Source organism: Tardiphaga sp. P4_G1 (genome assembly GCF_056401215.1).
In genome coordinates this window covers 1-25,082 of sequence record NZ_JBFUJU010000004.1, presented here as the reverse complement: position 1 = coordinate 25,082, position 25,082 = coordinate 1, and the positions used below count along the sequence as shown (strand labels likewise).

The 25,082-nt window shown below is 57.6% G+C and carries 29 protein-coding genes and 1 pseudogene; 11 read left to right on the top strand and 19 right to left on the bottom strand.

The window, feature by feature from the left end:
- The first annotated feature begins 557 nt into the window (after positions 1–557).
- On the top strand, positions 558–2,837 hold the full coding sequence (locus tag AC1DUY_RS10570) for a TonB-dependent receptor (RefSeq protein WP_478114110.1): 2,280 nt from the start codon (positions 558–560) through the stop codon (positions 2,835–2,837).
- A gap of 99 nt (positions 2,838–2,936) precedes the next feature.
- The gene (locus AC1DUY_RS10565) at positions 2,937–4,142 is read left to right on the top strand and encodes a PepSY-associated TM helix domain-containing protein (protein WP_478114108.1); all 1,206 of its coding nucleotides are present in this window, start codon (positions 2,937–2,939) and stop codon (positions 4,140–4,142) included.
- Positions 4,143–4,314: 172 nt separating this feature from the next.
- On the opposite strand, the gene AC1DUY_RS10560 is transcribed toward AC1DUY_RS10565, so the two are convergent.
- Positions 4,315–5,340: an alpha/beta fold hydrolase gene (locus AC1DUY_RS10560; RefSeq protein WP_478114106.1), complete on the bottom strand. Its 1,026-nt coding sequence runs from the start codon at positions 5,338–5,340 to the stop codon at positions 4,315–4,317.
- Between the two features lie 770 nt (positions 5,341–6,110).
- Between AC1DUY_RS10560 and AC1DUY_RS10555 the strand changes: the two genes are divergently transcribed.
- Positions 6,111–6,284 carry a hypothetical protein gene (locus AC1DUY_RS10555; protein ID WP_478114104.1) on the top strand — a complete coding sequence of 58 codons (174 nt, stop codon included), beginning with the start codon at positions 6,111–6,113 and terminating at the stop codon, positions 6,282–6,284.
- A 702-nt stretch (positions 6,285–6,986) separates the two neighbouring features.
- Here the strand turns inward: AC1DUY_RS10555 and AC1DUY_RS10550 are convergent.
- Positions 6,987–7,289 (bottom strand): ribbon-helix-helix domain-containing protein, encoded by a 303-nt coding sequence (locus AC1DUY_RS10550; RefSeq protein WP_478114102.1) that lies wholly within the window; start codon positions 7,287–7,289, stop codon positions 6,987–6,989.
- A 433-nt stretch (positions 7,290–7,722) separates the two neighbouring features.
- Between AC1DUY_RS10550 and AC1DUY_RS10545 the strand changes: the two genes are divergently transcribed.
- The 6 genes from AC1DUY_RS10545 (at position 7,723) to AC1DUY_RS10520 (ending at position 11,050) form a co-directional block, all read left to right on the top strand.
- Positions 7,723–8,127, top strand: coding sequence for a hypothetical protein (locus AC1DUY_RS10545; protein WP_478114633.1), 405 nt, complete (start codon positions 7,723–7,725; stop codon positions 8,125–8,127).
- Between the two features lie 43 nt (positions 8,128–8,170).
- Positions 8,171–8,620 (top strand): hypothetical protein, encoded by a 450-nt coding sequence (locus tag AC1DUY_RS10540; RefSeq protein ID WP_478114100.1) that lies wholly within the window; start codon positions 8,171–8,173, stop codon positions 8,618–8,620.
- The gene (locus AC1DUY_RS10535; protein WP_478114098.1) at positions 8,617–9,066 is read left to right on the top strand and encodes a hypothetical protein; all 450 of its coding nucleotides are present in this window, start codon (positions 8,617–8,619) and stop codon (positions 9,064–9,066) included. Before AC1DUY_RS10540 ends, AC1DUY_RS10535 begins: the two co-directional genes overlap by 4 nt.
- A 16-nt stretch (positions 9,067–9,082) precedes the next feature.
- Positions 9,083–9,805, top strand: coding sequence for an SOS response-associated peptidase (locus tag AC1DUY_RS10530; protein ID WP_478114096.1), 723 nt, complete (start codon positions 9,083–9,085; stop codon positions 9,803–9,805).
- Entirely contained in the window at positions 9,802–10,104 is a 303-nt protein-coding gene (locus AC1DUY_RS10525; RefSeq protein WP_478114094.1) for a hypothetical protein, read from the top strand. Before AC1DUY_RS10530 ends, AC1DUY_RS10525 begins: the two co-directional genes overlap by 4 nt.
- A gap of 454 nt (positions 10,105–10,558) precedes the next feature.
- A complete protein-coding gene (locus AC1DUY_RS10520; protein ID WP_478114631.1) occupies positions 10,559–11,050 on the top strand; it encodes an antitoxin Xre-like helix-turn-helix domain-containing protein in 492 nt (163 codons plus the stop codon).
- A gap of 78 nt (positions 11,051–11,128) precedes the next feature.
- Here the strand turns inward: AC1DUY_RS10520 and AC1DUY_RS10515 are convergent, their stop codons facing one another.
- From AC1DUY_RS10515 to AC1DUY_RS10470, 10 genes are all read right to left on the bottom strand, one after another.
- A complete protein-coding gene (locus AC1DUY_RS10515) occupies positions 11,129–11,641 on the bottom strand; it encodes a hypothetical protein (RefSeq protein WP_478114092.1) in 513 nt (170 codons plus the stop codon).
- A 1,180-nt stretch (positions 11,642–12,821) separates the two neighbouring features.
- Positions 12,822–12,998, bottom strand: a complete 177-nt coding sequence (locus AC1DUY_RS10510) for a hypothetical protein (protein ID WP_172980498.1) — start codon at positions 12,996–12,998, stop codon at positions 12,822–12,824.
- Positions 12,999–13,055: 57 nt separating this feature from the next.
- Positions 13,056–13,277 carry a hypothetical protein gene (locus tag AC1DUY_RS10505; protein ID WP_184511603.1) on the bottom strand — a complete coding sequence of 74 codons (222 nt, stop codon included), beginning with the start codon at positions 13,275–13,277 and terminating at the stop codon, positions 13,056–13,058.
- Positions 13,277–13,435: a hypothetical protein gene (locus tag AC1DUY_RS10500; RefSeq protein ID WP_478114090.1), complete on the bottom strand. Its 159-nt coding sequence runs from the start codon at positions 13,433–13,435 to the stop codon at positions 13,277–13,279. Before AC1DUY_RS10500 ends, AC1DUY_RS10505 begins: the two co-directional genes overlap by 1 nt.
- Positions 13,436–13,506: 71 nt before the next feature.
- Positions 13,507–13,680: a DUF3606 domain-containing protein gene (locus AC1DUY_RS10495; RefSeq protein WP_120293199.1), complete on the bottom strand. Its 174-nt coding sequence runs from the start codon at positions 13,678–13,680 to the stop codon at positions 13,507–13,509.
- A 413-nt stretch (positions 13,681–14,093) separates the two neighbouring features.
- Positions 14,094–14,288, bottom strand: coding sequence for a hypothetical protein (locus tag AC1DUY_RS10490; RefSeq protein WP_147421763.1), 195 nt, complete (start codon positions 14,286–14,288; stop codon positions 14,094–14,096).
- A gap of 404 nt (positions 14,289–14,692) precedes the next feature.
- Positions 14,693–15,196 (bottom strand): YciE/YciF ferroxidase family protein, encoded by a 504-nt coding sequence (locus tag AC1DUY_RS10485; protein ID WP_478114087.1) that lies wholly within the window; start codon positions 15,194–15,196, stop codon positions 14,693–14,695.
- A 195-nt stretch (positions 15,197–15,391) separates the two neighbouring features.
- The gene (locus tag AC1DUY_RS10480; RefSeq protein WP_141137210.1) at positions 15,392–15,604 is read right to left on the bottom strand and encodes a hypothetical protein; all 213 of its coding nucleotides are present in this window, start codon (positions 15,602–15,604) and stop codon (positions 15,392–15,394) included.
- 99 nt (positions 15,605–15,703) lie between these two features.
- Entirely contained in the window at positions 15,704–15,979 is a 276-nt protein-coding gene (locus AC1DUY_RS10475) for a hypothetical protein (protein WP_478114085.1), read from the bottom strand.
- Positions 15,980–16,111: 132 nt separating this feature from the next.
- Entirely contained in the window at positions 16,112–16,660 is a 549-nt protein-coding gene (locus AC1DUY_RS10470; RefSeq protein ID WP_478114083.1) for a hypothetical protein, read from the bottom strand.
- Positions 16,661–17,410: 750 nt separating this feature from the next.
- On the opposite strand from AC1DUY_RS10470, the gene AC1DUY_RS10465 reads away from it, so the two are divergent.
- Complete coding sequence (locus AC1DUY_RS10465; RefSeq protein WP_478114081.1) at positions 17,411–17,974, top strand: outer membrane protein; 564 nt, start codon at positions 17,411–17,413, stop codon at positions 17,972–17,974.
- 248 nt (positions 17,975–18,222) lie between these two features.
- Here the strand turns inward: AC1DUY_RS10465 and AC1DUY_RS10460 are convergent, their stop codons facing one another.
- The 5 genes from AC1DUY_RS10460 to AC1DUY_RS10440 all read right to left on the bottom strand — a co-directional run bounded on the left by AC1DUY_RS10460 (position 18,223) and on the right by AC1DUY_RS10440 (position 22,629).
- Complete coding sequence (locus tag AC1DUY_RS10460; RefSeq protein ID WP_478114629.1) at positions 18,223–18,900, bottom strand: Crp/Fnr family transcriptional regulator; 678 nt, start codon at positions 18,898–18,900, stop codon at positions 18,223–18,225.
- Between the two features lie 1,038 nt (positions 18,901–19,938).
- Positions 19,939–20,142 carry a CsbD family protein gene (locus AC1DUY_RS10455; protein WP_068738686.1) on the bottom strand — a complete coding sequence of 68 codons (204 nt, stop codon included), beginning with the start codon at positions 20,140–20,142 and terminating at the stop codon, positions 19,939–19,941.
- Between the two features lie 650 nt (positions 20,143–20,792).
- On the bottom strand, positions 20,793–20,954 hold the full coding sequence (locus AC1DUY_RS10450) for a hypothetical protein (protein ID WP_478114079.1): 162 nt from the start codon (positions 20,952–20,954) through the stop codon (positions 20,793–20,795).
- A 15-nt stretch (positions 20,955–20,969) separates the two neighbouring features.
- Positions 20,970–21,221: a hypothetical protein gene (locus AC1DUY_RS10445; protein ID WP_478114077.1), complete on the bottom strand. Its 252-nt coding sequence runs from the start codon at positions 21,219–21,221 to the stop codon at positions 20,970–20,972.
- A gap of 571 nt (positions 21,222–21,792) precedes the next feature.
- Positions 21,793–22,629, bottom strand: coding sequence for a hypothetical protein (locus tag AC1DUY_RS10440; protein ID WP_478114075.1), 837 nt, complete (start codon positions 22,627–22,629; stop codon positions 21,793–21,795).
- A 482-nt stretch (positions 22,630–23,111) separates the two neighbouring features.
- On the opposite strand from AC1DUY_RS10440, the gene AC1DUY_RS10435 reads away from it, so the two are divergent.
- Positions 23,112–23,522 carry a DUF2177 family protein gene (locus tag AC1DUY_RS10435; RefSeq protein ID WP_478114627.1) on the top strand — a complete coding sequence of 137 codons (411 nt, stop codon included), beginning with the start codon at positions 23,112–23,114 and terminating at the stop codon, positions 23,520–23,522.
- Here the strand turns inward: AC1DUY_RS10435 and AC1DUY_RS10430 are convergent.
- Both AC1DUY_RS10430 and AC1DUY_RS10425 read right to left on the bottom strand, forming a co-directional pair.
- Entirely contained in the window at positions 23,514–24,098 is a 585-nt protein-coding gene (locus AC1DUY_RS10430) for a hypothetical protein (protein WP_478114073.1), read from the bottom strand. The two genes, AC1DUY_RS10435 and AC1DUY_RS10430, sit on opposite strands and share 9 nt — an antisense overlap.
- 3 nt (positions 24,099–24,101) lie before the next feature.
- Positions 24,102–24,960, bottom strand: a pseudogene (locus AC1DUY_RS10425) (cyclopropane-fatty-acyl-phospholipid synthase family protein).
- Positions 24,961–25,082: the final 122 nt, after the last annotated feature.

Here is a 25,082-nt window from a genome sequence, read left to right as displayed (position 1 = left end):
AGGAGACAGAACATAATAGGAACGCTTTTGCAAGACCGCATTATCTGGAACACAGAGAAGATCGCTAGCTTGCGCATTCTGCCCTCCGCTTTTTGGGGACGAGAACGGGCATTCGCCGGGCCGTTGTTCGCGACACTTCCGAAGATTTGAGGTGCAAAAATTGAAGCAGCGCATGCAAACTGTGAACATCGCCGATCAGCGATGAGCGTACCAATGCTACCTGACCGCGACCTTACCTCGCGCGCCAAAACTCGGTTTGCCGTGGGCACGCCCGGCTGGGTGAAGGCCGATGACTTCATCGCCGCAAAAATGCCGGGGAAGAACCGAGTCGGTGCGACGATTGGCGCTGCGACTTTTTAGAGGTTCAAAGAACACATCAAACCACGCGACTTCCTGCAACCGACGCGGGTTTCGGCGTGTCATGGCAGCAACAAACGGAAACGCTATCGAAGGTTTAGACTGCTTCTACGTTCCACTTTCTATGACGAAAGCTCCAATAGGTTAGACCGCACTCCGGAAACGCCGCAGAAGCTGGCGATGACTTGGGGTGCCTGAACGTGAACGTGAATAATCTGGCTCGGACCGTCTGCCTCGGCGCGGTGAGTTATCTCGCATTGTCGATCGATCTGGCGAGCCCGACTCTCGCCCAGTCCACCGTGCTCCCGGCCGTCACAGTTGATTCTCCGTCACGTCAAAGCACCCGCCGCGTCACGCCATCGCGCAGCGCATCAGCCACGCGCGCTGTGCCGCGCCGTGCGGCAGCGCCGATGCAAGCTACTGCGCCCGTGCCCTATATCGTGCCTGGACGCGGCACTATCGGCGCATTGACGACGACTTATGCCGGTGGTCAAGTCGCGACCGGCGGTCAGGTCGGCCTGCTCGGCAATCGCGGCGTGCTGGATACGCCGTTCAACCAGAYGACCTATACGCGGGAGTTCGTCGAGAACACGCAGGCGCGCACGCTGGCTGACGTTCTGCTGAACGATCCCTCCGTAGGCTCGGCGCTGCCGCGCAATATCGGCCGCGAGCAGCCGGTGATCCGCGGCTTCCTGCTCGGCAATTCGAGCGTCGGCTTCAACGGCTATTTCGGCCTGATCGGCAATAACAATTTCAACGTCCTCGATGCCGTCGAGCGCGTCGAGGTCATCAAGGGCCTCAATGGCCTACTCAATGGCCAGTCGCCGGACGACTCCGTCAGCGGCGCCATCAATCTCGTGATGAAGCGCGCACGCAACGAGCCGATCGCCGAACTCACCACCTCCTTCGCCTCGCGCGGCCAGGGCGGCGTGCATCTCGATGTCGGCCAGCGCTATGGCGAGCACAAGGAATTCGGCATCCGCTATAATGGCAGCTACCGCGACGGCAAGACCGAGGTGGACAATCAAAGCCTGCGCGATGAATCCCACGCACTGGCGCTGGACTATCGCGGTGAGCGCGTGCGCGTTTCCGCCGACATTCTCTACAATCAGTTCGACGGCAGCGGGCTGAGCGCGCGCAACACGCTGGCGACCACGCTGCCCGGCGTGCCGGCCGCGCCCTCGCCAACCAATTTTTGGAATCCGTCCTGGACCGGCATCAAAGGCGAGAACACCGCGGCGCTGTTTCAGGCAGAAGTCGACGTCACCGACTGGCTGACCATCTATGGCGGCGGCGGCTTCTTCGACAATGCGATCACGCCGATCATCTCCAATCCAACCATCATCAATGCCCGCGGCGACACTACGGCATCGCCCTTCGTGAACCGACAGGACCGCCACAACCACACCGAACAGGCCGGTTTCCGCGCCATGGTGGAGACCGGTCCGGTGCTGCACGAGATCAATTTCAACACCACGATGTGGAGCAACCAGATCGACGGCTCGCGCACCAATGGCACGCCGGTAACGTCGAACATCTATAATCCCACGCCGTCCCCCTTCCAGGCGATCCCGCTGGCGGCGGTGGTTAAAGCCAACACCAGCTCGCTGAACAGCTATGGCATCGCCGACACCATGTCCGTGTGGAACAAGCGCATTCAGTTCACCGCGGGAATCCGCCGGCAGGAAGTTGCCGCGGACGCCTTCGATGCGGTCACTGGTGCCAGCACATCGAGCTACAGCGCCGCAGCCTGGTCGCCGGCCTTTACGCTCATCGTCAAGCCGCTGGAAAATGTATCGGTCTATGCGAACTACATCGAAGGCCTGCAAATGGGCACGATCGTGGACTCGACATTCCAGAACCGTGGCCAGATCTTCCCGCCCTACAAATCGACGCAGCATGAAATGGGCGTGAAGGTGGACTGGGGCCGTTTCACCACCACGGTGGCTGCCTATGACATTTCGCAGCCGGCACAGATTTCGCTCCCGAATACACCGCTGCCGATTTTCTCCATCGACGGCCTTAACCGCAATCGCGGCGTCGAGATCAACACCTTCGGTGAACTGACACCCGGCTGGCGTTTGCTCGGCGGCGCCTCCTTCATGGATGCCCGTCAAGAGCGAACCCAGAACGGCACCAATGACGGCAAGCGCGCGCTCGGCATCCCCGATGTGCAGGTCAGCCTCGGCACCGAATGGGATACGCCATTCGTGAATGGCCTGACTCTCACAGGTCGCGCCATCCATTTCGGCGATGCTTATGCAGATGCCGCTAACCGCTTCCTGATTCCAAACTGGACGCGGTTCGATCTTGGCGCGCGCTACACATTCGCATCGCCCTGGAACGGCAAGCCGATTACGCTGCGGTTCGCGGTGGAAAACGTCGCCAACAGCGCCTTCTGGATGACCAGTTCATCGGATAGACAGATCTATCTCGGCGCACCGCGTACTTATCTCGCATCGACCACGTTCCGCTTCTGATGCGAGGCATGCTGGGAACGTGACAACCATGACGAAGAACGCATGCAGGACCGGATCACTTCGACGCCCGGCCTGCGTGCGGCTTGAGGCATGGCGCCCATGATCTCGTTCTCAGTCTTCATCCACAAGTGGACGGGCCTGTTCACGGCTGTGTTTCTCATCATCGCCGGCGTGACCGGGAGCCTGCTTGCCTTCGAGAAGGAGCTCGAGGCCCTCGTTAATCCCGAACAATATGTGGTGCAGCCGCGCGTCGATGCGGAGGGGCGCACCGCTGCCATGCTGGGTCCGTTCGAGCTGCATGCGCAGGCCGTCGCGGCGCTGCCAGGCTATCAGATCTTCGGCTTTCCGTTTCTGCGCGAGGCTGATCGTTCGGTCCGCTTCAACCTCACGCGTAGCGATCCGAAGCTGGTCGATGCAGATCAGGCATTTTTCGATCCGTATGACGGACGCCTGCTCGGCATCCGCAAATACGGCGCGACACCGTTCGACCGCACCACGCTGATTGGCTTCATCTACCGCCTCCATTATGCGCTGGCGCTGCCGAAGCCTTACGGCGAATGGTTATTCGGCATCGTGGCTCTGGTGTGGACGGTGAATTGCCTGGTCGGCATCGTGTCGACATTTCCGCGGATTTCCCCATTCTGGCGGCGCTGGCTGCCGGCCTGGCTGATCAAGCGCAATGCCAGCACTTATCGTCTGCATTACGACATCCATCGCGCCTCCGGCCTGTGGCTATGGGGCGTGCTGTTCCTGTTTGCGTGGTCGAGCGTCATGCTCAATCTGCGGCAAGAGGTCTACACGCCTGTGATGTCCACCTTCCTCGAATTCAGGAAGGCGCCGGAGCGCCGCAAGGCGGATGTGAGCAAGCCGCTGCTTGGCTGGCAACAGGCCTATGACATCGCCGTCCGGACCATGGATGACCTCGCGGCGAAGGAAGGCTTCACCGTCAATTTCCGCAGCCAGCTGTTCTACAATCGCGGCTTCGATGCATTTGTCTACTATGCGAACACCTCACGCGACGTGCAGAACGATCGCGGCCAGACCGGCGTGTTCATCGATGCTCGCAGCGGCGCCCTGCTCGGCACCCGCATTCCCACCGGCGAATATTCAGGCGACACGGTGAGCCGCTGGTTGCAGTCGTTACATATGGCAAAAGTCTTCGGCCTGCCCTATCGCATATTCGTCGCGATCATCGGCCTAGCTCTCGCCATCAGCGCTTACACGGGACTGTATATCTGGTGGAAGAAGCGAAAGGCTCGTACCAGAAAATACCGCTTAGACGTCCGTTCACACACATGCCTTTAGCTGGTACTGACGAAACGGACGCGTTAAGCCAACCTGCATTGACAATCTATTCGCCAAGGACTGGACGATTGCGTAGAGCAAGTTCGATGCAGTCGACCAGGCGCACGACTGGTTGAGGCTCGGCCTCGCTGAAGGCAAACACCCTAGTAAAACTGCTTTCAAACCGCCGCCATCAAAGCTTCTTACTATCGAGCCAGATGCGGATGACCTGGACGAGTTCTGCCTTGCGTTCCAGCGGTAGCCAATGTCCGCCGGGCAGGCTCCTCACAGTAAGGTCCGAGCAGGCCGCGCGCATTGGGTCGCCCTGGCGATTTCCGATGATGGTGCAGACCTGATCGAAGTCGCCGTTGACGAACAACACTGGCTGCGAAAGGCGGCCGCCATCGGGTGCTTCGCGCGCATAGGCGATGTCGGCGTCGTCGTTCATGTACCACGCGCAGGAGGGAGCGAAACCACGAGCCTCGAACGACTGCACCAATACGTCGAAGTCCGCCGACGGCCATATAGCCGGGTCAGGTTTGGTCGGCGGGGCGCGGTGCGTTTTGCCGAAGCGTCCTCCGTTGCGAGTGACCACCGCAAGCGGCGCCACCTTGCCGATGGCGACGGGATCGCCCGACCGAAAGATCGAGGCCAGAGATGCCGCCTTATCAGCATCTAGGTCGGCGACCGCCGTCTCGAAATGCTTCGTGTAGTAACGGTAGTAGTCCCACTGGCCATCGGGATACTGCTCATGCGAATAGATCGCTCGGTCGACCAGTGGGACAATTGTTCGCAGGGCGTGTCCATCCGGTTGATACGCCAGCGAGGTCAGCACGACGCCACGGCTGCGCTCGGGCTGATGCGCGACCAGTTCACCGACCACAACACACCCCCAATCGTGGCCGATCCAGATCGCAGGCTCGCCGCCCAGATGGTCATGGAGGTCCGCCATGTCCGCCACAACGTCCTCGATCGCATATGCATCATGGGCTGCGGGGGCCGACGAGCCGCCGAAGCCGCGTAGATCGGGAGCCACGCAGCGCCAGCCGTCGGTGGCGAACGCGTCCATTTGGGCTCGCCACATCAGACTGATACTCGGCCAGCCGTGCAGAAAAATCATCAACGGTCCATCAGCCGGGCCGCATTCGATGTACTGCGTCGTGTGATGAGGCCTGCTGAAAGTGCGCGAAATCAGCGGGGGCCGATGGAAGTCTGTCATGATTGAATACTCCGGCTGAATTCAGAGGTCCTTGAACTTGAAAGAGTTCCCGTGCGCTTGCTTCTACGCCATTGACGATGCACTTTAAAAAAAACGGCGGCTATGCACTTGAGCGGCCGCTCGGCAACCTCCCGGCCCTGCGCGATCAACACATCGACCTGCTCGACGACGGAGACCGTCGCAAGACTCAAGGACACATCGGATTAAACAACGTGAACTCTTCGATCTACAATTGGTGAATCCCCGTGACGCGCTCCCCACCATCGGGTGAATGGGATATGGCTTCTCCGAACTCAGTGGCTTACTTGGAATCTGCGAGCGGCGATGACGAACCCGCGAATAGCCATAGCGTGTTTAATTTTGGTAGTCCTGATGGCGGCCTTCTTCGTGGCCGAAATGCATACCTCATGCAAACAAAAGCATGGGCCGGACTACAAGTGCTATCCGGGCGGCCGACGGCTGGTGCGGTAGTCCTTGCCAGTGGCTTGGCCTGTTCTGAATCTGCGAGTGGCGTCTATCGCCGGGCGGCCTGTCGCCTGGTTCGCTCGATCCCGTCGTTGATCTCGCCATGGCAGAGTCCAGATCTCGAGAGGCGTTTCGCGCAAGTGCAGGAACGGCTTTGCGCGATCTACCAACTAGAAAGCGATTAGGTCGCAGCTATTCGCATATCAGCTTTGACGACATCCTGGATGCCTCGAACGCGAATCTGAATTATTCGATCTTTAAATCCACGTTGCTAAGCTGGGCGGTTCCCACGCTGGGAGCCTTCCATGTCTGGCGTTTCGCGCCGCGCGCAACTGATTCTGCTAAAAAACGATTTGCACGTTTTGCGCGGTCGAGCCGAACGGCTGGACTTGCCCGAACTGGTCTCGCTCTTATCGGAAGCGGTAGCGCTTCTTTCCAGTCAACCAGAATTAGAAAAGTCTGAGCGACCGCCCGCTTGACCTTCTCGCCATGGCTCGGCACCTGACCCTGGGCCACGAACCTCAGGCGCGGCGGCCGTCGGCTCTCATGATGAGCGAGGTTATCTTCGTCATTTGCTCGATCAGCCCGGTGATTGCGCCTCTTGCAAGCTGGCCAGTGACGACCACTAACATCCGCCGATAGTTTGCAATCTTGAAATCAAGCTCGGTACATTTTTCGCACATGCTCACCGCGAGATCAGGCGGGAGCGTAGAGCACTCTCAGTCACCGATGATTACCGAGGAACGGGCGATGATGGGGAGACTTTACACCTGTCGCCCGCTTCCAGATACAGGAACGCATGGACGGCTCTTATTTCCGCACAGACACTATTTGGGTGGCTGCAATTCGCCCTTTAACCAGCCTACCGCTTGATCTGTTTTAAGCGGATCGGGTCAATCGCAGTCGAAACATTGGAACGTACGCGGCCCATTGCCGCCCGGCGGCAATGCCAAGATCAGATGAGCCCCACAGTGGGGACAGGATGGTCTTTCGGCTTGACCCATAGCGGCTAAATTCTGCCGCTGGTCGCGGATTTCGTCAATTTCAAACTAAGGCCAATTGTCGGTCGCACGGGCTAAGAAAAGTTTTCCAAACTTGGTGCATCGCCGTGTCGAAGAAGGCGGGGATCCGAAACGATATCGCCCGGCTCCGGTCATCCTGAAAAGTAATTGGTGCAACTATCAAGAACGCACGCCCTCCTCGGGGCGGGCTTTTCGCTGCCTATCCGCATTGGCGTCAGTTGCCGATCGGTACTTCGCAATAAAGTACTCTAGGACGAAAAGACGTATTGTCGATGTAAGATTGCCTCGAACCCGGTCCCGATCAATTCGCCTGGTGAGGTCTGTCGGCGAGATACGTTTTTCGCTCGCGATCTCTTTCAACGCCTCCCAAAAGGCGTCCTCAAGGCTGATACTCGTCGACGTCCCGTCGGGTCTGGTAAACGACTGCTTTCGTGGTGTTGTGGGCCTCTTCAGCTCGGGCATGTTGAAGTTCCTTCGCGCAAGCAGAAAAAGCCGCCCGGGCATGACACCGGACGGATCTTCGACTCCCAAAGTCGCCCGGTGCCACCGCACCAGCCCAAGCTGGACCGACGTAGTTAACGAAATGCCAATTATCGACCTTTTACTCTGCATTCGCGGCAAATGTCTGAAAGTCCTTGTTGGTAGGTGTGTCTCCAGCAATGAGGCAACGATGGTCCTTACGGCAATTTTCATTGCACTCGTGGCCGTAGCAATTAGCCTGATCTACGAGATTCATGGCTCAACGAAGCCCAAAAAGCCGGGCTAAAAAAGCCACCGCACCGCGCTCACAGTCCGTTGGCACGACAGCGACTTGGGTCTCATCACATCTCAAAGCGAAGCCGGATTCAACCTCAGCGGACTCGACTTTTGTTCTTCTTATGTTCTAGTTGAGGGCATGAGCGATAGACCTGCAAGCTGGCGCATGCCGACGCCAAAACAGATGGAAAAGCTGGCTTCCAAGCCGAGTCGACCACCCGAGCCGCCAATTCCGGCGCCCAGGCCCGCAGACGATCTGCCGGAGGCGTATTGGGATTCCATCGTCCGGGATCCCCGCGGACAAATCCGTAGCGGCGTCCCCATTCAACAGCGGCGCCTATCCGAAATTCCCCGGCATGTCCTGCGCGTGTCCTGCCGTCGCTGCGATCGGATCGTCGAAATTCAGACCGTGGATGCAGTGCGCCTGTACGGCGCTCATGCGGTCTGGAAAGACGTCGGGATGAAGCTGCTCGATGACGGCTGCGGAGAACGGACAGGCCGCCTCGAAGAGGACGGCTGCTGGCCGTCATTCGAGACAACGTAGCATTTTTGATTTTGCATTTTGACCGTCAAGCTTGGACGCCCATATGGCTCCGAAATATCACCCCACGCCCCTATCGGGCGGCGACCGCAAGGCTCTCAACAAAGAGCTGACCAAGGCGCGCGGCGTGACGCTGATGCTTGCACGTCAATCGGAGGAGTTGCGCGCGAAGGGTGAGGCGCTGATCCGGGAAGCCGATAGGCTGTCCTGCGAAAGCTGGAATGAACGCATGTGGGCGGATGGCGAGTCCATCGACCCATCACCGATCGTCGACCAAGCGTTGAACGGTGGCTTCCCCTGGCTCGAAATCGAATGCTCAAGATGTCGGATTAAACGCGATGTCAGCTTGGCTGAACTCCCTCATGTCGACACGACCTGCATCCACGATCTCGCCACTCGCCTGCGCTGTGAGCGTTGCGCGAAAGCAAAAAAGCGCCCTCTTGCGACATTGCTGCAGTTGGCACCTGAGCGACGGCACGCTTCGGAGCGGTCATGATGCCCGAACTCACCCGTCATCGCACCAACGACCGACATGAGACATGGACAATCCGCTACGGCAATGTGGACGTCGGTTCCATCGCTCAGCAAGACTGGGGTCCGAACCCGGAGAGGTCTGGCATCTGGCAATGGTCTTGCGGCTTCTACCCGCTTCATCGCGACGCGTGCTTCAGAGGCGAAGCACGAGAGTTTGGCGCAGCCCGCGCCGGCTTCGATGCCGCTTGGAAGTTGTTCCTGCCGAGGCGCACCGAGGCGGAGTTCGAAGCCTGCCGCCGGCAGCAACAGTGGACCGCAAACAAATACGCGCTATGGGATGCCGGATATCGCAACAAGCTGGGTCGAGGCCCGATCCGGTGCGCATGTGGCGCGATGTTCAATCCGGGCATCCACGAACAAACCATGGCCCATATCGAACACATCACCGGAAGGCCTCCGGGAACGTAATGGACAGGAACGCTGCATGTGCAATCTCTACTCGATGACGAAGAACCAGGACGCGATCCGGCGGCTGTTCTCCTTCGACATCGACAGCACCGGCAACCTCCCCTCCATGCCCGGCATCTTTCCCGACTATCCCGCCCCGATCGTGCGTAACAAGGCTGACGCGACCGAATTGGCGCTCGCGCGCTGGGGCATGCCCTCCTCGCAATTCGCCCAGATGCAGTCCGCTAAAAAGCGCGCCGCCAAGCTCCAAGACAAGGGCATGCAGATCGACTTTAAGGAACTGCTGCGGATGGAGCCCGATAGCGGGACGACCAACATCCGCAACCTCGACAGCAAGCACTGGAAGCGATGGCTCAGTGTCGAATCCCGATGCCTGGTGCCGTTCACATCCTTCAGCAAGTTCAATAAAGCTGAGGGTGGCGATATCTGGTTTGCGTTCGACGAGGCAAGGCCTCTGGCATTCTTCGCGGGAATCTGGACGAACTGGACGTCGGTTCGGAAGGTCAAGGAAGGCGAGACAACCAACGACATCTTTGCCTTCCTGACCACCGAGCCGAATGCCGAAGTCGGCGCAATCCACCCGAAAGCCATGCCCGTTATCCTGACGAAGCCCGAAGAACTGCAAGTCTGGATGTCGGCGCCGGCCGATGAGGCGATGCAGCTTCAGCGCCCTCTACCGAATGGCGCGCTCAAGATCGTCGGTCGCGGCAGGAAGAGAGACGAAGTGCCCACCCTATGAGCAAGCCGTTCGAGAAGCACGTCAAAGACCGCCCCTACTCCATGCCCGAAGCCGCAGCCGCCAGACTGCTTGAGATCGCCAAAACGCTCCGGATCGACGAGGGCCGCATGCCGATCGGGGAATGGAATTCGACCTTCATATGGAAAGACAAGGCGAGCGTCACGGAATACACACTTGGCCGCGACAAGCTCATAGCCGACGGCATTATCAAAATGCACGAGTGCGGCGGGTTCTTCATGTGGAAGGACCAAACGCCCGAAGGTGAACTTCCCGGCACAGATCAACCGCAGGACGCTTAGCTTACTCTCGCTGTGCTTTGAAAGCCTGGTCGGGCGGCGCGCGGCTGCCAGAGTTGCGCAAAATCAGCGCCCCTCCGAGCACCAAAAGAAGAAATACGGCAGCTACTACATATGGCCTTTGCCGCATAGGACATCCTGACTGCAGTTAATTCGGCTTCGCGGGCAATTTACCAAGGTCCTTTTCGGTCATAGGCGCGTCGGCCGGTTTGACCTGTCCCGCCTCCTGCTCTCTTGCAGTCTGCGCGTGCTGCATATTCATGCCAACAAACGTCACGATGATTATCAGTGCGACGATCACCGCAGCGATGACGGCGAACTTCCCGGCTCCGCGCGGTGGCGGCGTTGGCTGACCTGTGGGCATCAAGCTCTTTCGTTTGGAATAAAGATCGAACACTTCCGCTCGCACGATGTTCCGCGCATCCGTGCTGCGTTACGCCGCAGGGCTGATCACTGGTTGCGGAACGACACCGGCCGCCAATCATTGAGGCCCTGGACCGCCAATCGAAGGCGGCTCAGCGCTCCAGCTTTACGGACCTTCCTCGCTATTGTGGATCTGTGGGGATTGACGGAAGAGCAGCGCCTTCTGATCCTCGGGTATCCAGCCCGGTCCACTTACCATAGCTGGTGCAAGCAGGCGCGTGAGCACGGCGCTTTCACGCTTGATGTGGACGTTCTCACGCGCATTTCAGTAGTATTCGGCATCCACCAAGCGCTGGGGATTCTCTTTCCCCAAGGACGGCTCGGCGTTGACTGGCTGGAAAGTCCACATAACGAGATCGTCTTCGGTGGACATCCGCCACTCGACCTCATCACTAATGGCTCTCAAGATGGGTTGCTCTCGGTGCGTCGTTTCCTCGAAGGCGCGTGTGGCGGCCCCTACACGCAACCTAACACGATAGACGAGGCCTTCACGCCGTACGACGACACGGAGATCGCCTTCCGGTGATGGACGCTTTCGCCCCCTCGCCATCGATTTTGCCGATCCAGATGGACGACGCCGTCAATATCCAATTCAGGAGCGGCACTATGAGCAGCTAATACCCTGACCAACACCTTGGCGATAGCCACATTCGGGATCCCGAGCAATCCGCAGCGGGTCGACGATAGGTAGCCACTGCATAATCGCAGCTTGAGAGCCCACGCGACGGAAGTTGCTCACGGGCGCATCCCGCGTTTGCTTGATCAGCCGAGCAAAGAATTGCTCCGCAGTTTCAAGTTCGCCGTCCGAGCAGCTGTTACTTGCGACCTCTGCAAAGAGCTCCAGCATGACGTCTCCGATACGCGCCGGTTCATAAGCGAGCGCGATCTCCGTCAATCCATTCAGCACAGCTGGCGAGATAGCATCTGCTGTCGGGAGCAATTTCTTGTCAATGAAATCGCGATGATGGCACCGCCAGTCGTGCCACATCCTTTGGCTGTATTCGGGCGAAAATCTTTCCGGCGGCAACCCGTCGACGCGACGCTGATCGAGTTCGATCGTAATCGACAATCGCTTTAGAAAATCCTTGATGTCTTGGAGTATTAGCGTCTTGGTCATTATGGTCCCACCTGGTTTCGATCGGGCTCAACTCACTTATCGCGATTTAGCCTCTATTCTTGGAGAGGATGATATCTGCTAAAAGCGGTACGCCTCAAATGCGATAGGGAAGCTAAGTGCGGTTAGCTTCCCTATCACGGGCTTTTCCTCGATTTTTTTTCTGAAATCATTGACACCGTGCTCGCCTCAGCGACGGTGGAAAGCCGATCGTAGGGTCGCCCTCAACGCTCCTTATCACGACCGTTCACCAGCTCGCCCCTCGAAATTCAGGGAACTAGAGTAGGCTACGAAAAATGACCGCGCGGCCAATGATGTGGCCATTTACACCTTAGTTCGGCGTTTTCGCGCGCTTCGACTTGCCTCGTCATTTTGGCTTGAGCGACCCACGCGCGTCTTGCGCTACCATCAATTCCACTATTCCTTGAACTTGGTGCATCGGACAGACGACGCTCAGCCTGATGTCCCAACGGACTGTCCCGGGCCACCGCTACGTATTTGACGCCTCGCGCTCCCTAGCGCGAACCTGGAAACAGAAGACGCTATACAATGGCTTCGTCAAGCTCCTGTGGGGACCTATCGCCTTCCAGCCCTTTTGCTTGAAGAGATCCTAGAGGTTCGAGGCGACAAGCCTATGGTGAGGCCAGAGAACGCCGACAGCCGACGCGATGAGTAGGGCTCGTGTCAGCTATTCGCACAATTGACCCACCGCTTGTGACCACCACGCGCGGTAAGCGTTTGTATCTGCGCTACTTACTATCTCAAGCGTTTTCAGATTGAATGGCGCCCAGGGGTGGCTCCGCATTGCAAGACAAATGATTTTTTAGGTTGATCCGAGACGCTACCAAAGTCGATACCAACAATTTGCGAATGCTGACTGAGTTTTGCCGGGACAACGAATGCCCGGCCGCCAGCGGGCGGATACCCGCCGTGCCATCTCACAGCCTCCTGTGAAGTTGCGGAGGGCTAGTTGTGACCGATACGGTGCAGGGGGCAAACTAAACCTATCGTCGGCAACATCGTGCTTAGCCATAGTCGCAGAACCCGGCAGCTTTCGATTGGCTCAATTGTCCCTCAATTGTGCGATGTAATTTGACGCCTCTGGAGCGACGACCGGTCCCAGAGCGCCTCGTCGTCCTCCCTGAGCTTCTATGTGAGGTCTGGAATCGCTTCGCGATGCAGTCTATGCCGAGACGCCATTGTCGAGCAGGCTTTTCTCACCCTTCGGCGTGAGCTGATAAAGGTCGCCGTCCTTCTGGACATAGCCGTCCAGCACCAACTCTTCAGCCTTCGCTGTATCGTCAAAAGCGAAGGCGTTATCGATTTCCCGCAGAACCATCAGTTGATCGTCTGTAAGCATGGGAACCTCCATTTCCCTAGCAACTACGGAACGCGCAGCTTGTTCCTATTTGCGATGTCATGCTGAAGACCTTGTGGCTTCCGCCTCTAACGCACGCTGTCGTTTGCGCGTCTCTCGCGTCGTAGGCAAAGAGATCCCCAATCGATTCGCCTGACGTCTGACGGCCTGCACATTACGTTTCATGGCCGCAGCAATTTTGATCGGCGATGCACCCGCTTCAGCCATGGCTTTAAGTTTTTCACTTTCTTCGGCCGACCAAGGCCGGATTAGCGGCATCATCACTCATACTCCACCAACCGAAGCGGCGCCTTTTCCCTATGGCGCTCGTAGGCTGCAATCGCCTGGTTCGACAGCAGCAGAGGACTGACGACTCCCTGCCCGATCTGGTACGCGACATGCTTTCCAATAAATTCAAACGCATCTTGCAGGTCGCGCAAGCGGCCAACCCCCGCCAGGTAATCCAGCGCGATCTTTACAGATTGCTCGTGCAGGGATTCCGTTGACTGGCTCAGGCTGCCAACTCCTTGCGAACTGCGGCGGCTGAGTTGCCGACCTTGGCAACCGTCTTCTGCAGCTTGTCTTTATCCACGCCGAGCTCCTTGGTCCAATACTTGACCTCATGCGCCTCGTGCATGTTGATCTTGCTGCGATCCGGCTGCCCCTTGTTCTTCAGATCGTCCATGGCATCCTCCAGTGTTTGATGCCTAAAGGAACGCATTTCTGACTTTCTTGTTCCGGCGCGGCCAGTATGGCGGCAGCCGCGGTAGGTCGCCGCGCCTCTTCGCGGTACTGATGCCGGCCTTCTAAAGGGACGAGGTGTCTTTTTGCCGCCGCTTGATCTGCACGAATGAACTTTGGGTTGAGTGGCGGGTTGAGAAATATGCCCAAGCGCACACGGACATCGGCCCCTATGGGCCTTCAACCTTCCCAGTCGGAATCCTGCTCGCAGATGATGCCGGCAATGCCGATGGCCGGAAATTCCAAGACCGGCCCATTTCGTCCGATCAAGAAATCGGCGAGCGACAAGGAACGTGCTCACTCTGCGAAAGCGACGCTCCGTAAATCATTGCAGAAGCAGCGAGCTATGCAGCGCGGCTAGCTGTTGCGCTGAAGATCGTTTTGCCGAAGGAACGAGAGGCCATGCACCGTAAGGCGGTGATGATCGGTCTCCCCCTCATTGTGCAGTTGGTCAAGATGCTGGGCAAGCTGCGCGCGGACGCCCGGTGCTTCCGAATGTCCTGAGAGGGCGCCATAAATATCGATGGCGCGGTCGACGGCCGGGATGTTCATGGCGAGCTTTCTGATGGCCACAGCCACCCGTTCACCGTCGCCATGTGCGACAGTTGTCGAAGTCAAGTCCCGCTACTTCCTATCGTTCCGAAATTTCTCCGTTTTCAGTCGGAGCTAGGTGATCTTACCGGATGATGGATCGAGTTGGCATTCAGCCAGTCCTCGTTGTCTGCAGCTGAGATCCAGTAGTGTGCCATCTGTAAAAGCCGGAGAGCTTCAGCCTGGTCCGTGGCTTCTTTTGCCTGTCTCGCTGCATCGGATGCCATCAACCGAAACGACGTACCTTGGCGCATTTTCGCTCTCCATTTCAGCGAAAACATAAGCCACGGTTGCGCTAAAGGTTTCTTCGACGGGTGGGAGGACTTACGTAGTCCGGCTCCAGTGACGGAGCCGGACATTTAGCCTTAGAGATCTTGCTCTGCTTCGACGTTGACGACAGATTTGGCCAGCGCGGTCAACGCAACGTCGGTGGCCTTCTCTTCCTTCAACGTGGCATCGAGAAGCGAGACAGCTTCAGGCATCCCCAGCTCCTTCGCCCAGGTCGCCAGCGTTCCGTAGCGGGAGATCTCATAGTGCTCCACCGCCTGTGCCGCGGCAGCAAGACCGGCATCGAGAGCAGGCATGCCCTTGTATTCGGTCATGATCTCTGCGCCTTCCTTGGTAATACCCATGATGGCTTCACACTTCTTGGCGGTCGGCTTCTTGCCGAATATCTTGAACACGCCTTCGATCCGCTTGATCTGACCAACGGTCTCCTTCTGATGCTTCAGAAAGGCGGCCTTGAGTTCTTTCGATTGTGCGGCTTTTGCCATCTTCGGCAGCGTGGCGAGAATCTTCTTCTCGGCGAAATAGACATCCTTGAGCGTGTCATGGAAAAGGTCGGCAAGAAGCTTTGGCTTTTTGGCCATGGGAAATTTCCTCCAGTAGCCCCGGTGAGCTGGGGCGGCTTATCACGCCAGCCCAACCGACCGATGGAACTTAAGTTCCGATGAGGAGCTGCGCTCTTCTTTCCAAAACGCGATGGCCTCTGTTCAGTTGCCCTTTATAGCGCCCAACGAAAAAGGCCCCCGGGAGGGAGCCTTTTGTTTTGAAGAGCAACGCGTTCAGCGATGGCCGTGGTGGATTCCACGATGCATGTGACCATGACCGCGCTTCACGATAACAACCTTGTTGGCACGATGACCGCGATGGTAGCCGCCGTGATGGCCGCCGCCATGCCGAACCACTACGGTCTGAGCATCAGCCTGTGAAGTAGCGGCAGGAACAGCGATGCCGATGGTAGCGAAGGCAGCGATAGCCAAAAGAACTTTGCGCATTATCTTCTCCTTTGAATGAGCGGAGATTGAATGCGCGACTATAGGGGCCGTTCCGTCGTCTCAGGATAAATTTCCTGAATGATTGTTCAGGAAACGCCGTCAAACCTGCTCTTGCCTGCGCCGTAGCGTCTCCACTGCCGCCATCCCCGCGGACACCATGCCGCCGAACGTGCGCTCACCCGCATTCACGCGCTTCAGTATTTTCTTGGCGACGAAACAGCGGTTCTTGTGGTTGTCCAACTCGCGCGGCAAGACCTCGCACGCTTTGGTAAGGGCTATCTCCATCTCAAGAATTGTTCGCTTGTCGACCATCTGCGCGACCAATGGCGGTGCGCTGGCGACTGGCCGTCCGGCAATTCGATCTTCCATCAACATGACGACCTCCCTTGTTTTCTCCTATATCGTGCATTTGGTGTTTTAGTTCCTTCAATGGGAGCTGCGGTGCTTAGGGCAGCTACCGAAATGGGCAACCCGCTGTGACGCGCCGCGCTGCAGCGCACCATCAATTCATTCTGGACCCTGCGATCTACCGTCGCTACGCTTTGCACAAGTTCGCCTCAAAATGCGAGCGTTGACGATATAGATTACAGGGAGAGACCATTGAACGTTCTTCAGAAGACCAATCGGAATACCCCAGATGAAGCCACGATTATCGCGTGGGGGCTTTTTTGCTTCATCTTGGTATCGGCCATCACCATGATTGGTCTCTACGTTGGTTTTCGGAATTAGATAGTGAAAGGCCGCGCGGACGATCCGGCGAGCTTCTAATTTTTCAACCTCTGCCGGCGACGGTCCCACCAGATGAAATACTGGAGAGACGATTTCGAGCTCGACTGGACGCTCCGCGATATCGGTGGCGGCCGGCTGAAGCTGTCCCCGATCACGGAACACCAACTCAGCGAACTTCTGGAGATGGGCCTCGTCGAAATCGTGGACGACCAGGTCAAACTGACGGAGGCCGGAAATCGGAAGATCCAGTGAAGCCTTCCTACCGAAGGACGATCTTCTGGTGTTCTGATTTGGCTGACACAGAACAAGGGAGCTTGCGATGAACATTCTCCACACTCACTTGGCCTCGATTGGGCTCGTATTGCCGCCCTGGAGTCTCGAACACCTACCAACGGCTTCTCTCGTTCGCGGGCTTTGTTTGCACCGCTGTCGCCGGCCGCCCGAGGGCGGCAGCGGCTCGCAACACTGCGCCGCTGTCGGCAAGGCTGATCAATCGAGCAATGACTTCTGGAGTCCAGGTCCTGTTAATCGGCGTCTTGCTATGGCTCCACTAGTGGATCTTCTGGTATCCCGTCTCGGTGAGCTTCACTTGATCGTTCACTACCTCACGAGGCCCATCTCCAATAGCTCGCTCAGTTGGTGTTCCGTGATCGGTGACAGCTTCAGCCTGCCGCCGTGGATGTCGCGGAGCGTCCAGTCGAGCTCGAAATCGTCCTTCCAGTTTCTCAAAGAACTCTCGCTTCAAGGGATGGCTACCCTGCAGCGTGGAGACATTGTTATCGGTTATTGCGGCAGTCGACTTAGCACATCGGTTGGTATCGGAGTGAGGTTGTGGCGCGGTAAAAACTCGCGCGTGTGGCGAAACGGTGACAGCTTCGAGATGCGCGTGCACATAGGATTGTGATCACCGAACTTTCACAGGGGAGTCCGCATGAAACAGATTCTGATGGCCGCTGTCATTCTAACCTTGGGCGCAGCTTCGGCTTCTGCCGCCGATCTGGCAGCTCGTCCCTACACTAAGCCCCGCCCGCTCCGATTCCGGTAGGCTACAACTGGTCGGGCTTCTATCTCGGTGTCATGGGTGGTTACGGCTGGTCGGATCGCGTCAACGTCGGCGGTGTCACGACCACGAGCAGCGACCTGCAGGGCGGCTTCGGCGGCGGCACTATAGGCTATAACTGGCAGACGCCCGGTAGCATTTGGGTCTGGGGTCTTGAAGCAGACGCGGCAGCGTCAGACATCTCATATAGCCAGACCGGCTTGTTCGGCATTTTTCCGGTCACGCTTGAGGATAAGATTCGTTCATTCGGGAGTGTCACCGGTCGCGTCGGTGTGACGTCAGGCGCAGCGCTGTTCTACGCCAAGGGCGGTTACGCATGGGCCGATAATCGCTTTTCGATCGCCGGCCTGGGCGGCAGCTTCAGCGAGAGCAAAGTGCTGTCGGGCTGGACCGTCGGCGCTGGCGTGGAATACATGTTCGCCCCCAACTGGTCGCTCAAGGGTGAGTACATGTACGCCGACTATGGCAGCGAACGTTATCTGACTGCATTTGCTCCGGGCGGTCTGGAGCTTGGTGCCACCACCCACACTGTGAAGGGCGGCATCAACTATCACTTCAACTGGGGCGGCTCAAACTTCTAAGTCCGAACACTGAATTCAACAGACCGGGGCCCGGCGAAAGCCGGGCCTTTTCCCTGCCTACGCATAATCTCCGCCAATGCCGGGAAGGCGTTACCGGGATTTGGTCAGAGGCTAGTGTCGGTCAGACCGCGACGACCGCCGAGATGCTAAGAACCGTGATCGCGTTGTGCAGCCTCTCTACAAACTCGACAGCGGTCTTGAGATTGGCATAGGTGCCGCCATTGTGCTGTTCGTTGACATTCGCGATGTCAGAACGGCTCGCGTCGCAGATGCAAGTAGCGAGGATTGAACTCGCCGCAGTCCGCCAGACCCGCCCAATTTCTGATGGTGAGAGACCCGCTCTTGAAGTCGGCAAGATCGGTGTCTCGAAGGTTGGCCAAAGCGCGGTTTACGGTAGCTAGCGACAGCCCGAGAGCCTCTCCCAGCTGATTAAGACCTATCGGCAGAATACACGTATCGTCACGCGTCAAGCCGGAAGCCCGCGATCGGTAGAAGAGTTCGCAGAATAGATGAGCCATGCGGGCAGGAGCGGATCGCGCGCTGTTGTTCGTGATAGCCTCACGGAAGATGGCTGCGTCAATCAGGGTTTCACGCCATATTGCAGCGCCAACCTTTGGCCTGCTATCGAATAACTTCATCAAGTCCCGATGCGGGACCGAGGCGACGACGGCGTTGCCGATCGCGCAGACGGCATGATCCATCACCTCGATGAAAAGACACTGTGAATCCGGCATGTCGCCAGCGAGATGAAAGGACAAATACTGGCGCGCGCCATTCGGCAGGAGATGATAGCGAGCCAGCATCCCTTCGACGACGATGGCGGACACCTTGGGTCGATCGCCCTGCCGAATGAAGTCCTCATGACTATCCAATTCGCGGACAGAGCACGGCAGCCGGCGGATCTCCAAAAGGTCCTCTTGGCTCAGGTGTGAATGCTCTTTCAGTTTTTTTATAAGGACGACTAGAGGGTCGATTGTAGCCTCCTACGCGGCTGAACATGTTCGGCTGCGCTCAGCATCCTAGTCATCTTGACGGTGGCTTCAACTCGCTCGAAAGCCAACCCTTGCTGCGCTCCATCGGATCGACCTCGCACTTTGAGCATCTGAACTCCGAATCTCCCTTTTCAAATGACGTCATCTTGCGATTGCACTTTGGGCATTTCGGCGCTGAAGACCCAATAACTGTCATTGGGTTTGCTCGCGAGCGCTGATCTCTCGCCGAACTTCTCGAACACTTGCGAAATGCAGGCCAAGTTCACGAGCACGTTTTTTGACGGAAGCCATTGGTCGCTTCATAGCCGCACATGCTCGTAGAAGCGTAGCCCCCTCTGCATGCAACTGTTTGAGCTTCTCCAAGTCCGCATCTTGCCATGCGCGGGTTATCAGCTGACGCTCATTCATATCGGTTCCTCCAACGGTTCCTCGGGATGGAACCACAAGCCAGGAGGTCACATCGTCTCATTTGAGACGAATTACCGAGAGCGGATCTCACTGTTTTTTGCGGTGCACCTTCGCCGTTTTGCCACCCGGATCCTTGCCACCCACGGCGTCGTCTCCACCATGCTGGCGATGTAATCGCGTCTGGTGCCTTCCATGTTAGACTTCCGAAGGGTCCTCGACCGAGGCTCAACGCGCAAGTTGAGGCAGCAGAAGGCTGCGATCGAAGATTAACGTACTTGCGAGCTAGGCAAGTGCGCGTCGGGCCTGACCGGCTTGTCGATACTGGAGGGTGTTGTCTGGTTGCTCGAACAGCAATGTTAGGGAACATAGTTGCTTAAAGGCCTGGCGGGTAGGTCGCTCTACCGCCGGGCCGACCGAAGCGAGGCTTGTGGGGTCAAGATTCGGTCGCTGTCATGCTGCGTTAACTCCGACCGCAAATCCATCAGCCGTTAGATTGAGGCAACTCGCTCAATCCTGTTGTCGAAAAGTGAACGTGGAACAACTTTGGAGCGAAGTACGTTCTGATTACCAACTCTGACGTCCATACCAGTCGTCGACTTCCTTCGTGGTCTGGTCCTTGGCGTAGCCATAACGCTCTTGAAGACGACCCTCGAGTTGCTCCCGTTTGCCGTTGATGACGTCGAGGTCATCGTCAGTGAGCTTGCCCCACTGCTCCTTGACCTTGCCCTTCATCTGTTTCCAATTTCCTTCGACCCTGTTCCAATCCATTTTTTCTCTCCCTTGTTAGTGGGCTGAACGTCGTGACCAGGTCTTTGTTTCCCGTGCGACACTAAGACAGCGCCCGGCAGTCTGAGAAGCGCCCCGAAAATTTTTAGCGTCACCCCTTGACCGAAAGCAGCGAAAATCTACATCGATAATCGCCTTTATACGAAAGGAGTTAGGAGGCCCAGCATGACAAGCGCTGCCATGTCGATGAATGAAATCCACGCAAATTCTCTACTCGCCAGCACCTTCTCGCACCCGCGGGAGGTTCTTGCCAATCCCTTCTTAGACACGCTGCAAAAGCGATGCATCCTAGCCGCTTGGGCATCGGATGCGTTTACTGTCGAAGGGAAGCCATGGCTACGCCAAATTCCAGGCTCCCATGAGACTGTTAGGATCGGTGATATTCTCGCAGCTCTCCGATCCCTTGATGAGGATGACGGTCCCCCACCGAAGACGTCGCGAATGCCGTTGCCGGAAGCACCCATACGTGTCCGAGCCGTGGGTCAGACCGTAGGAGAGGATCGACGCCGCCGTTTAGCGGACATCCATCCATAAGACGCGAAACCATTTTCGCAAAGAAGCCGCCCGAGCATATTGCTCGGGCGGCTCAATCGTCGACCCATCGAAAAGATCGATGCACGTCCGCCGCAACGTCAATGAGTGGCGGTCCTTTTCCACTTTTCAAGGTCCGGCTTTTCCCGGTCCTGAGCAAACTGTTCCTTTTCCGGCACGCCTTTCCAGGGCTTGTCGGTCTGTTTCGTCGGAGCCCAATCTGACTCCGTGCGGGGATCATCTTTGGGATTTTCTTTGCTCATGGTCCCTCCGAAATGCTACTTGCCGGCGCCGATGTTGCCGCCCTTGATGTTGCCCAGCGAGTTGTCCCCTTGCCCCGAATTGCCGCTGTTGCCCTTCAGAGCGGTATTGCCGCCAGTATATGTGCGGCCGGTACCGGTGGTCATGCCTTGACCGGAGGTGACGCCCTGCTGAGTGTGGTGCCGGCGGGACTTTTCGGCGGACGCCGACGACATCGTGGCACCGACGAGGAGAAGCGCTGTAGCGCTGATCGTTATAGTCTTTTGCATTGAACCAAAGCCAATCTGTTCATGAAGCCCTTGTCAGTCGAACGTGGCGCTGCCTGACTCGTTCCGCGTCGGGCCCCCACTAACAGCCTCGTGGCAATCCCCGAACCGGCCCGCCAAGCTCTTCTCGTGGCGGTCAGATAAACTAACGAGAAGCGTGCAGGCAAGGTGAGCTACACAAGAAGCCGCGCCGAAGAGCATCCTGGGCGTGTACAATCGCTTCTTTATCATTCTGGAGATGCAAAACCAGATCGTAGATGCGCCCCCTCGTCAAAGCGTCTACGCCCCTGGCAAAACCAAGATATCGGGCGATCTGATCTTCCAGTCCGATGCACTTGGTACACATATTGCGCTCCCATTTCAGGCTGGAGCTATGCTCTCATCACTGATTATTAGCCAAAATCCGAGCAGCGATGAAGGTCAAGTAATGCGACCGGCTCTTGTTCCCTGCACTCCTACGCAATGAATAAAGGCCCCGCGCCGCGGGGCGTAAATTCATCGAAGCAGCAGGACCAGAATGATCAGCGGCAGTGGAATTCCAAGTAGCCATAGCAGAATAGGCATTGTTCTCTCCTTATCGCGTGCGACGCGCTTTCCAAGTTCCGTCTCGAAGTCCACCACCCTCGGTCGCCGCCAGGCTCGCAGAAAAGGCGCCAATCAAAAGTGATGCCGTGAGCCAAAAGGCGAGCTGCATTGCAGCCTTTCGAGTATTATCGGCAGCGGCCTTTGCATTATTGGTGACTTCGGTAACGCGCTTGTCAGCATCAGGTTCGCTCAAACCGGTGCGAGCGGCCACGACTTTATTGACGTAAGCGCGATCGGCTGGCTTCAGCTCACCGGCTCGAAGGCTAGAGGCCATTATGCGGGACAGTTCACCGCGCGCGTCAGCACTGTTGCCATCGCCAGATGGTGTCGATGGACGCAATAGTGCGTCGATGAAGCCTTCGACCGGTCCCGCCTGCGCCGCAGACGCCGTCGCACCGGCAGAGACTCCCGACGTCGCGCCGCTTAAAACGGTCGTCGCGGGCGAAGCTAGGAGTACAGCACCGAGCACCGTTGCAAATGCCCATGCCAGAAACCCATGCGCGGTGTCGCGGAAATAGACCTCATCTGCATGAACGCCAATCCAGCGCGAGCGCAGACGACCAGCGAGATATCCGCCGATCGACGACGAGATCATGGCGATGACGATCAGATAGATTCCCGTCGTGATTTTGAATGTCGTAGCCGATACGCTGGACGACCAGGGCGACACGACTGACAAACCAAGCCCTGCCCCGAAAGCAATAAGAACGAGTGTCAACGCGAGCGAGACGACGGCACCAGCCGCGACTGCAGCCCACGAGACACCCGCAACCGAAGGCTCGTCTACGCCAGGGGAAGCTGGCTGCACGACAACAGTATCAATCATTCTGAAATTCCCATTGGAGCGGCTCCGGAATAGATACCGATGCCCACACAATGTGCATTCAATAGTATGGTTCCGCCCGCGAAGGCGAATTCGCCTCTCTTCAGCGATTGCGCAAAGGTGGGCGGACGACGAGCTTGATAGAAAGACGCTAAGCCCCTCGAGCAACGATCAGCCAACTCAAGACGATCGCCCATCATCCAATCCGGTACGGCGACGTTGACGTCGGTACTATCGCTCAGCAGGATTGGGATCCGAACCCGGAGCGGTCTGGCGTCTGGAAATGGTCTTGCGGCTTTTACGCTCAATCCCGACAAATGTTTCAGAGTGGCCCCGGACCTCGACGCAGCACGCGCCGGCTTTGATTCCTTCTACGGGAAATCAATCTGTTTCTGGTGTTGGACATTGCCGTCATGCGGCAGAGTGATCCGACCATCTCGCTGGCGCGTAAAATCTTCAGCGTCGACTCGGTAAAGGAAATTACATTGAAAACTTATGGCGTCGCCTATGTCGCGACGGGTCTGGTATTTCTCGGAATGGACGCGATCTGGCTTACGCTTGCGTCGCAGCGGCTGTATCGACCGCTGATGGGCGAGATGCTGCTTGATAGCTTCCGGCTGGTACCGGCGATGCTCTTCTATCTGATTTACGTTGCCGGCATCGTGGTGCTCGCCATTGCACCGGCCATTGCCAGCGAGCGTTTGACAACGGCCACGCTCAACGGTGCTTTCCTCGGGTTCGTTGCGTATGCGACCTACGATCTGACCAACCAGGCGACGTTGCGGAACTGGCCGGTGGCGGTGACGATCGCAGATCTATGCTGGGGAACGTTGCTGACGGCCTCTGCCGCAACCATCGGCTTTCTGATCACGCGCGCCTTCACAGCTTCATCCTGACGAGCTTAAGCACGTCGGCTTAACATTTCCGATGCGACAAGTCCGATGAACACGGTGAGGATGCCAGCGCTCATGACGTTCAATCTGAGGAAAGCACGGTATTCTGAGACCGCGTAGAGGTGGACCGGGGGCGCCATACGCGCCATCGAGTCCAAGGTAAGCCATTATCGCCAGCCCAACCAGAATGAGGGCGGTCAACCTTTCAGATGGTCGAAAGAAGGTCGCGGCAATCAGCGCACAAGGGATGAGAAAAATCTCCACGCCCGATGCCTGCCCGAACACTTTTGCGCTCAAAACCGTATTGGCGATGCCGGTAAGTGCGAGAAGCGCACGGCCTGCCGTTGGCAATCGCCTAGCCAGTGCGGGTACCGCGAGGAAAAATGGCGTCGACAGGAACGTGAAGAAGGTCGGCCAAATGTGTTCGCTGACGGCCCAATAGACATAGAGCGGATAGAAGGGCTGGTTGGAGGCGACGACAAGCGCCACGAAGTTGCAGGTCGCGACCATCGGATCATCGTGAGCGGCATAAGCGGCAACTCGCCGCCAGATGTTCCGGACTAGAATCACGAACGCCATGCGTTATGCCGGGCGCAGGAGGTAGTGGCTCACACCCCATTCTTCACCGCCGGCATGCCCGAAGAGCCCTGCCGTCGCCAGGTAAAAAGCCGCCAGCGTTGATGCCAAAGCGCCGCGTCCGGTCCATAGACTCTACTCAGAATGCTATCAATGTGCGGGCGGTTTGCATCGAAGCGAGGCAGCCAGTCGATCGCCGTTTTCTGATAATGAAGGCCGTTCCAGCGCCAGTCTTGTTCAACGGCAAAGCAGTCCGGAAAATGCCGGATAAGGCCATGGCTCGGCATGATTCCGCCAGTGAAGAAATGCTGCCCGATCCAATCGGCATCGTTGTTATGATCGAAGCGATAGGGACTGCGCCTGTGGCTGAAGACGTGAACGAAAACCCGCCCCTGTTGGGGTACAAGCCATGTCTTGATGCGCGCGAGTAAACTCCGCCAGTTGGACATGTGCTCGAACATTTCGACCGACACGACCCGATCGTATGTGCTGTCCGGTTCGAAAGCGTTCATGTCGGCAGTGACGACGCGGATATTTCCCAAACCGCGGGCCACGGCCTCCGCCTCGATTCGGCCAGCGATTCGTGACCCGTCGAATAGAGGCAACAGGAATATTTGCGACGTGGGCCGACCGTAAGGGCAAAGAATTCGGGCGGCAATTCGTAGTGCTGTGCGTTGGCGGCGTTCGCATGTTCTGCGATCGGGTACTCTGCCATGGCGCGCGCGAAATCGCCTTCCTCGCGATCGCTTGCAGCGGCAAGTTTACTTCTCGTGCGCCCGACCAGAAACTCGATGCCCATTCGCGTCATTGGGTCGGGAAGCGGACGGCACTCCGCGACGCGTATCGCCGAGGAAATCAGGCTCATCAAAGGTCTTCTTTGTTGCCGGCGGCGCCAGCGCCGCTCTGCGGGCCGGGCCAGAATGCGTTGACGCGGTGCTGGTATTCTCGGAAGGCCTTGCCGCGCGACCGCAACATGTGCCCTTCGAG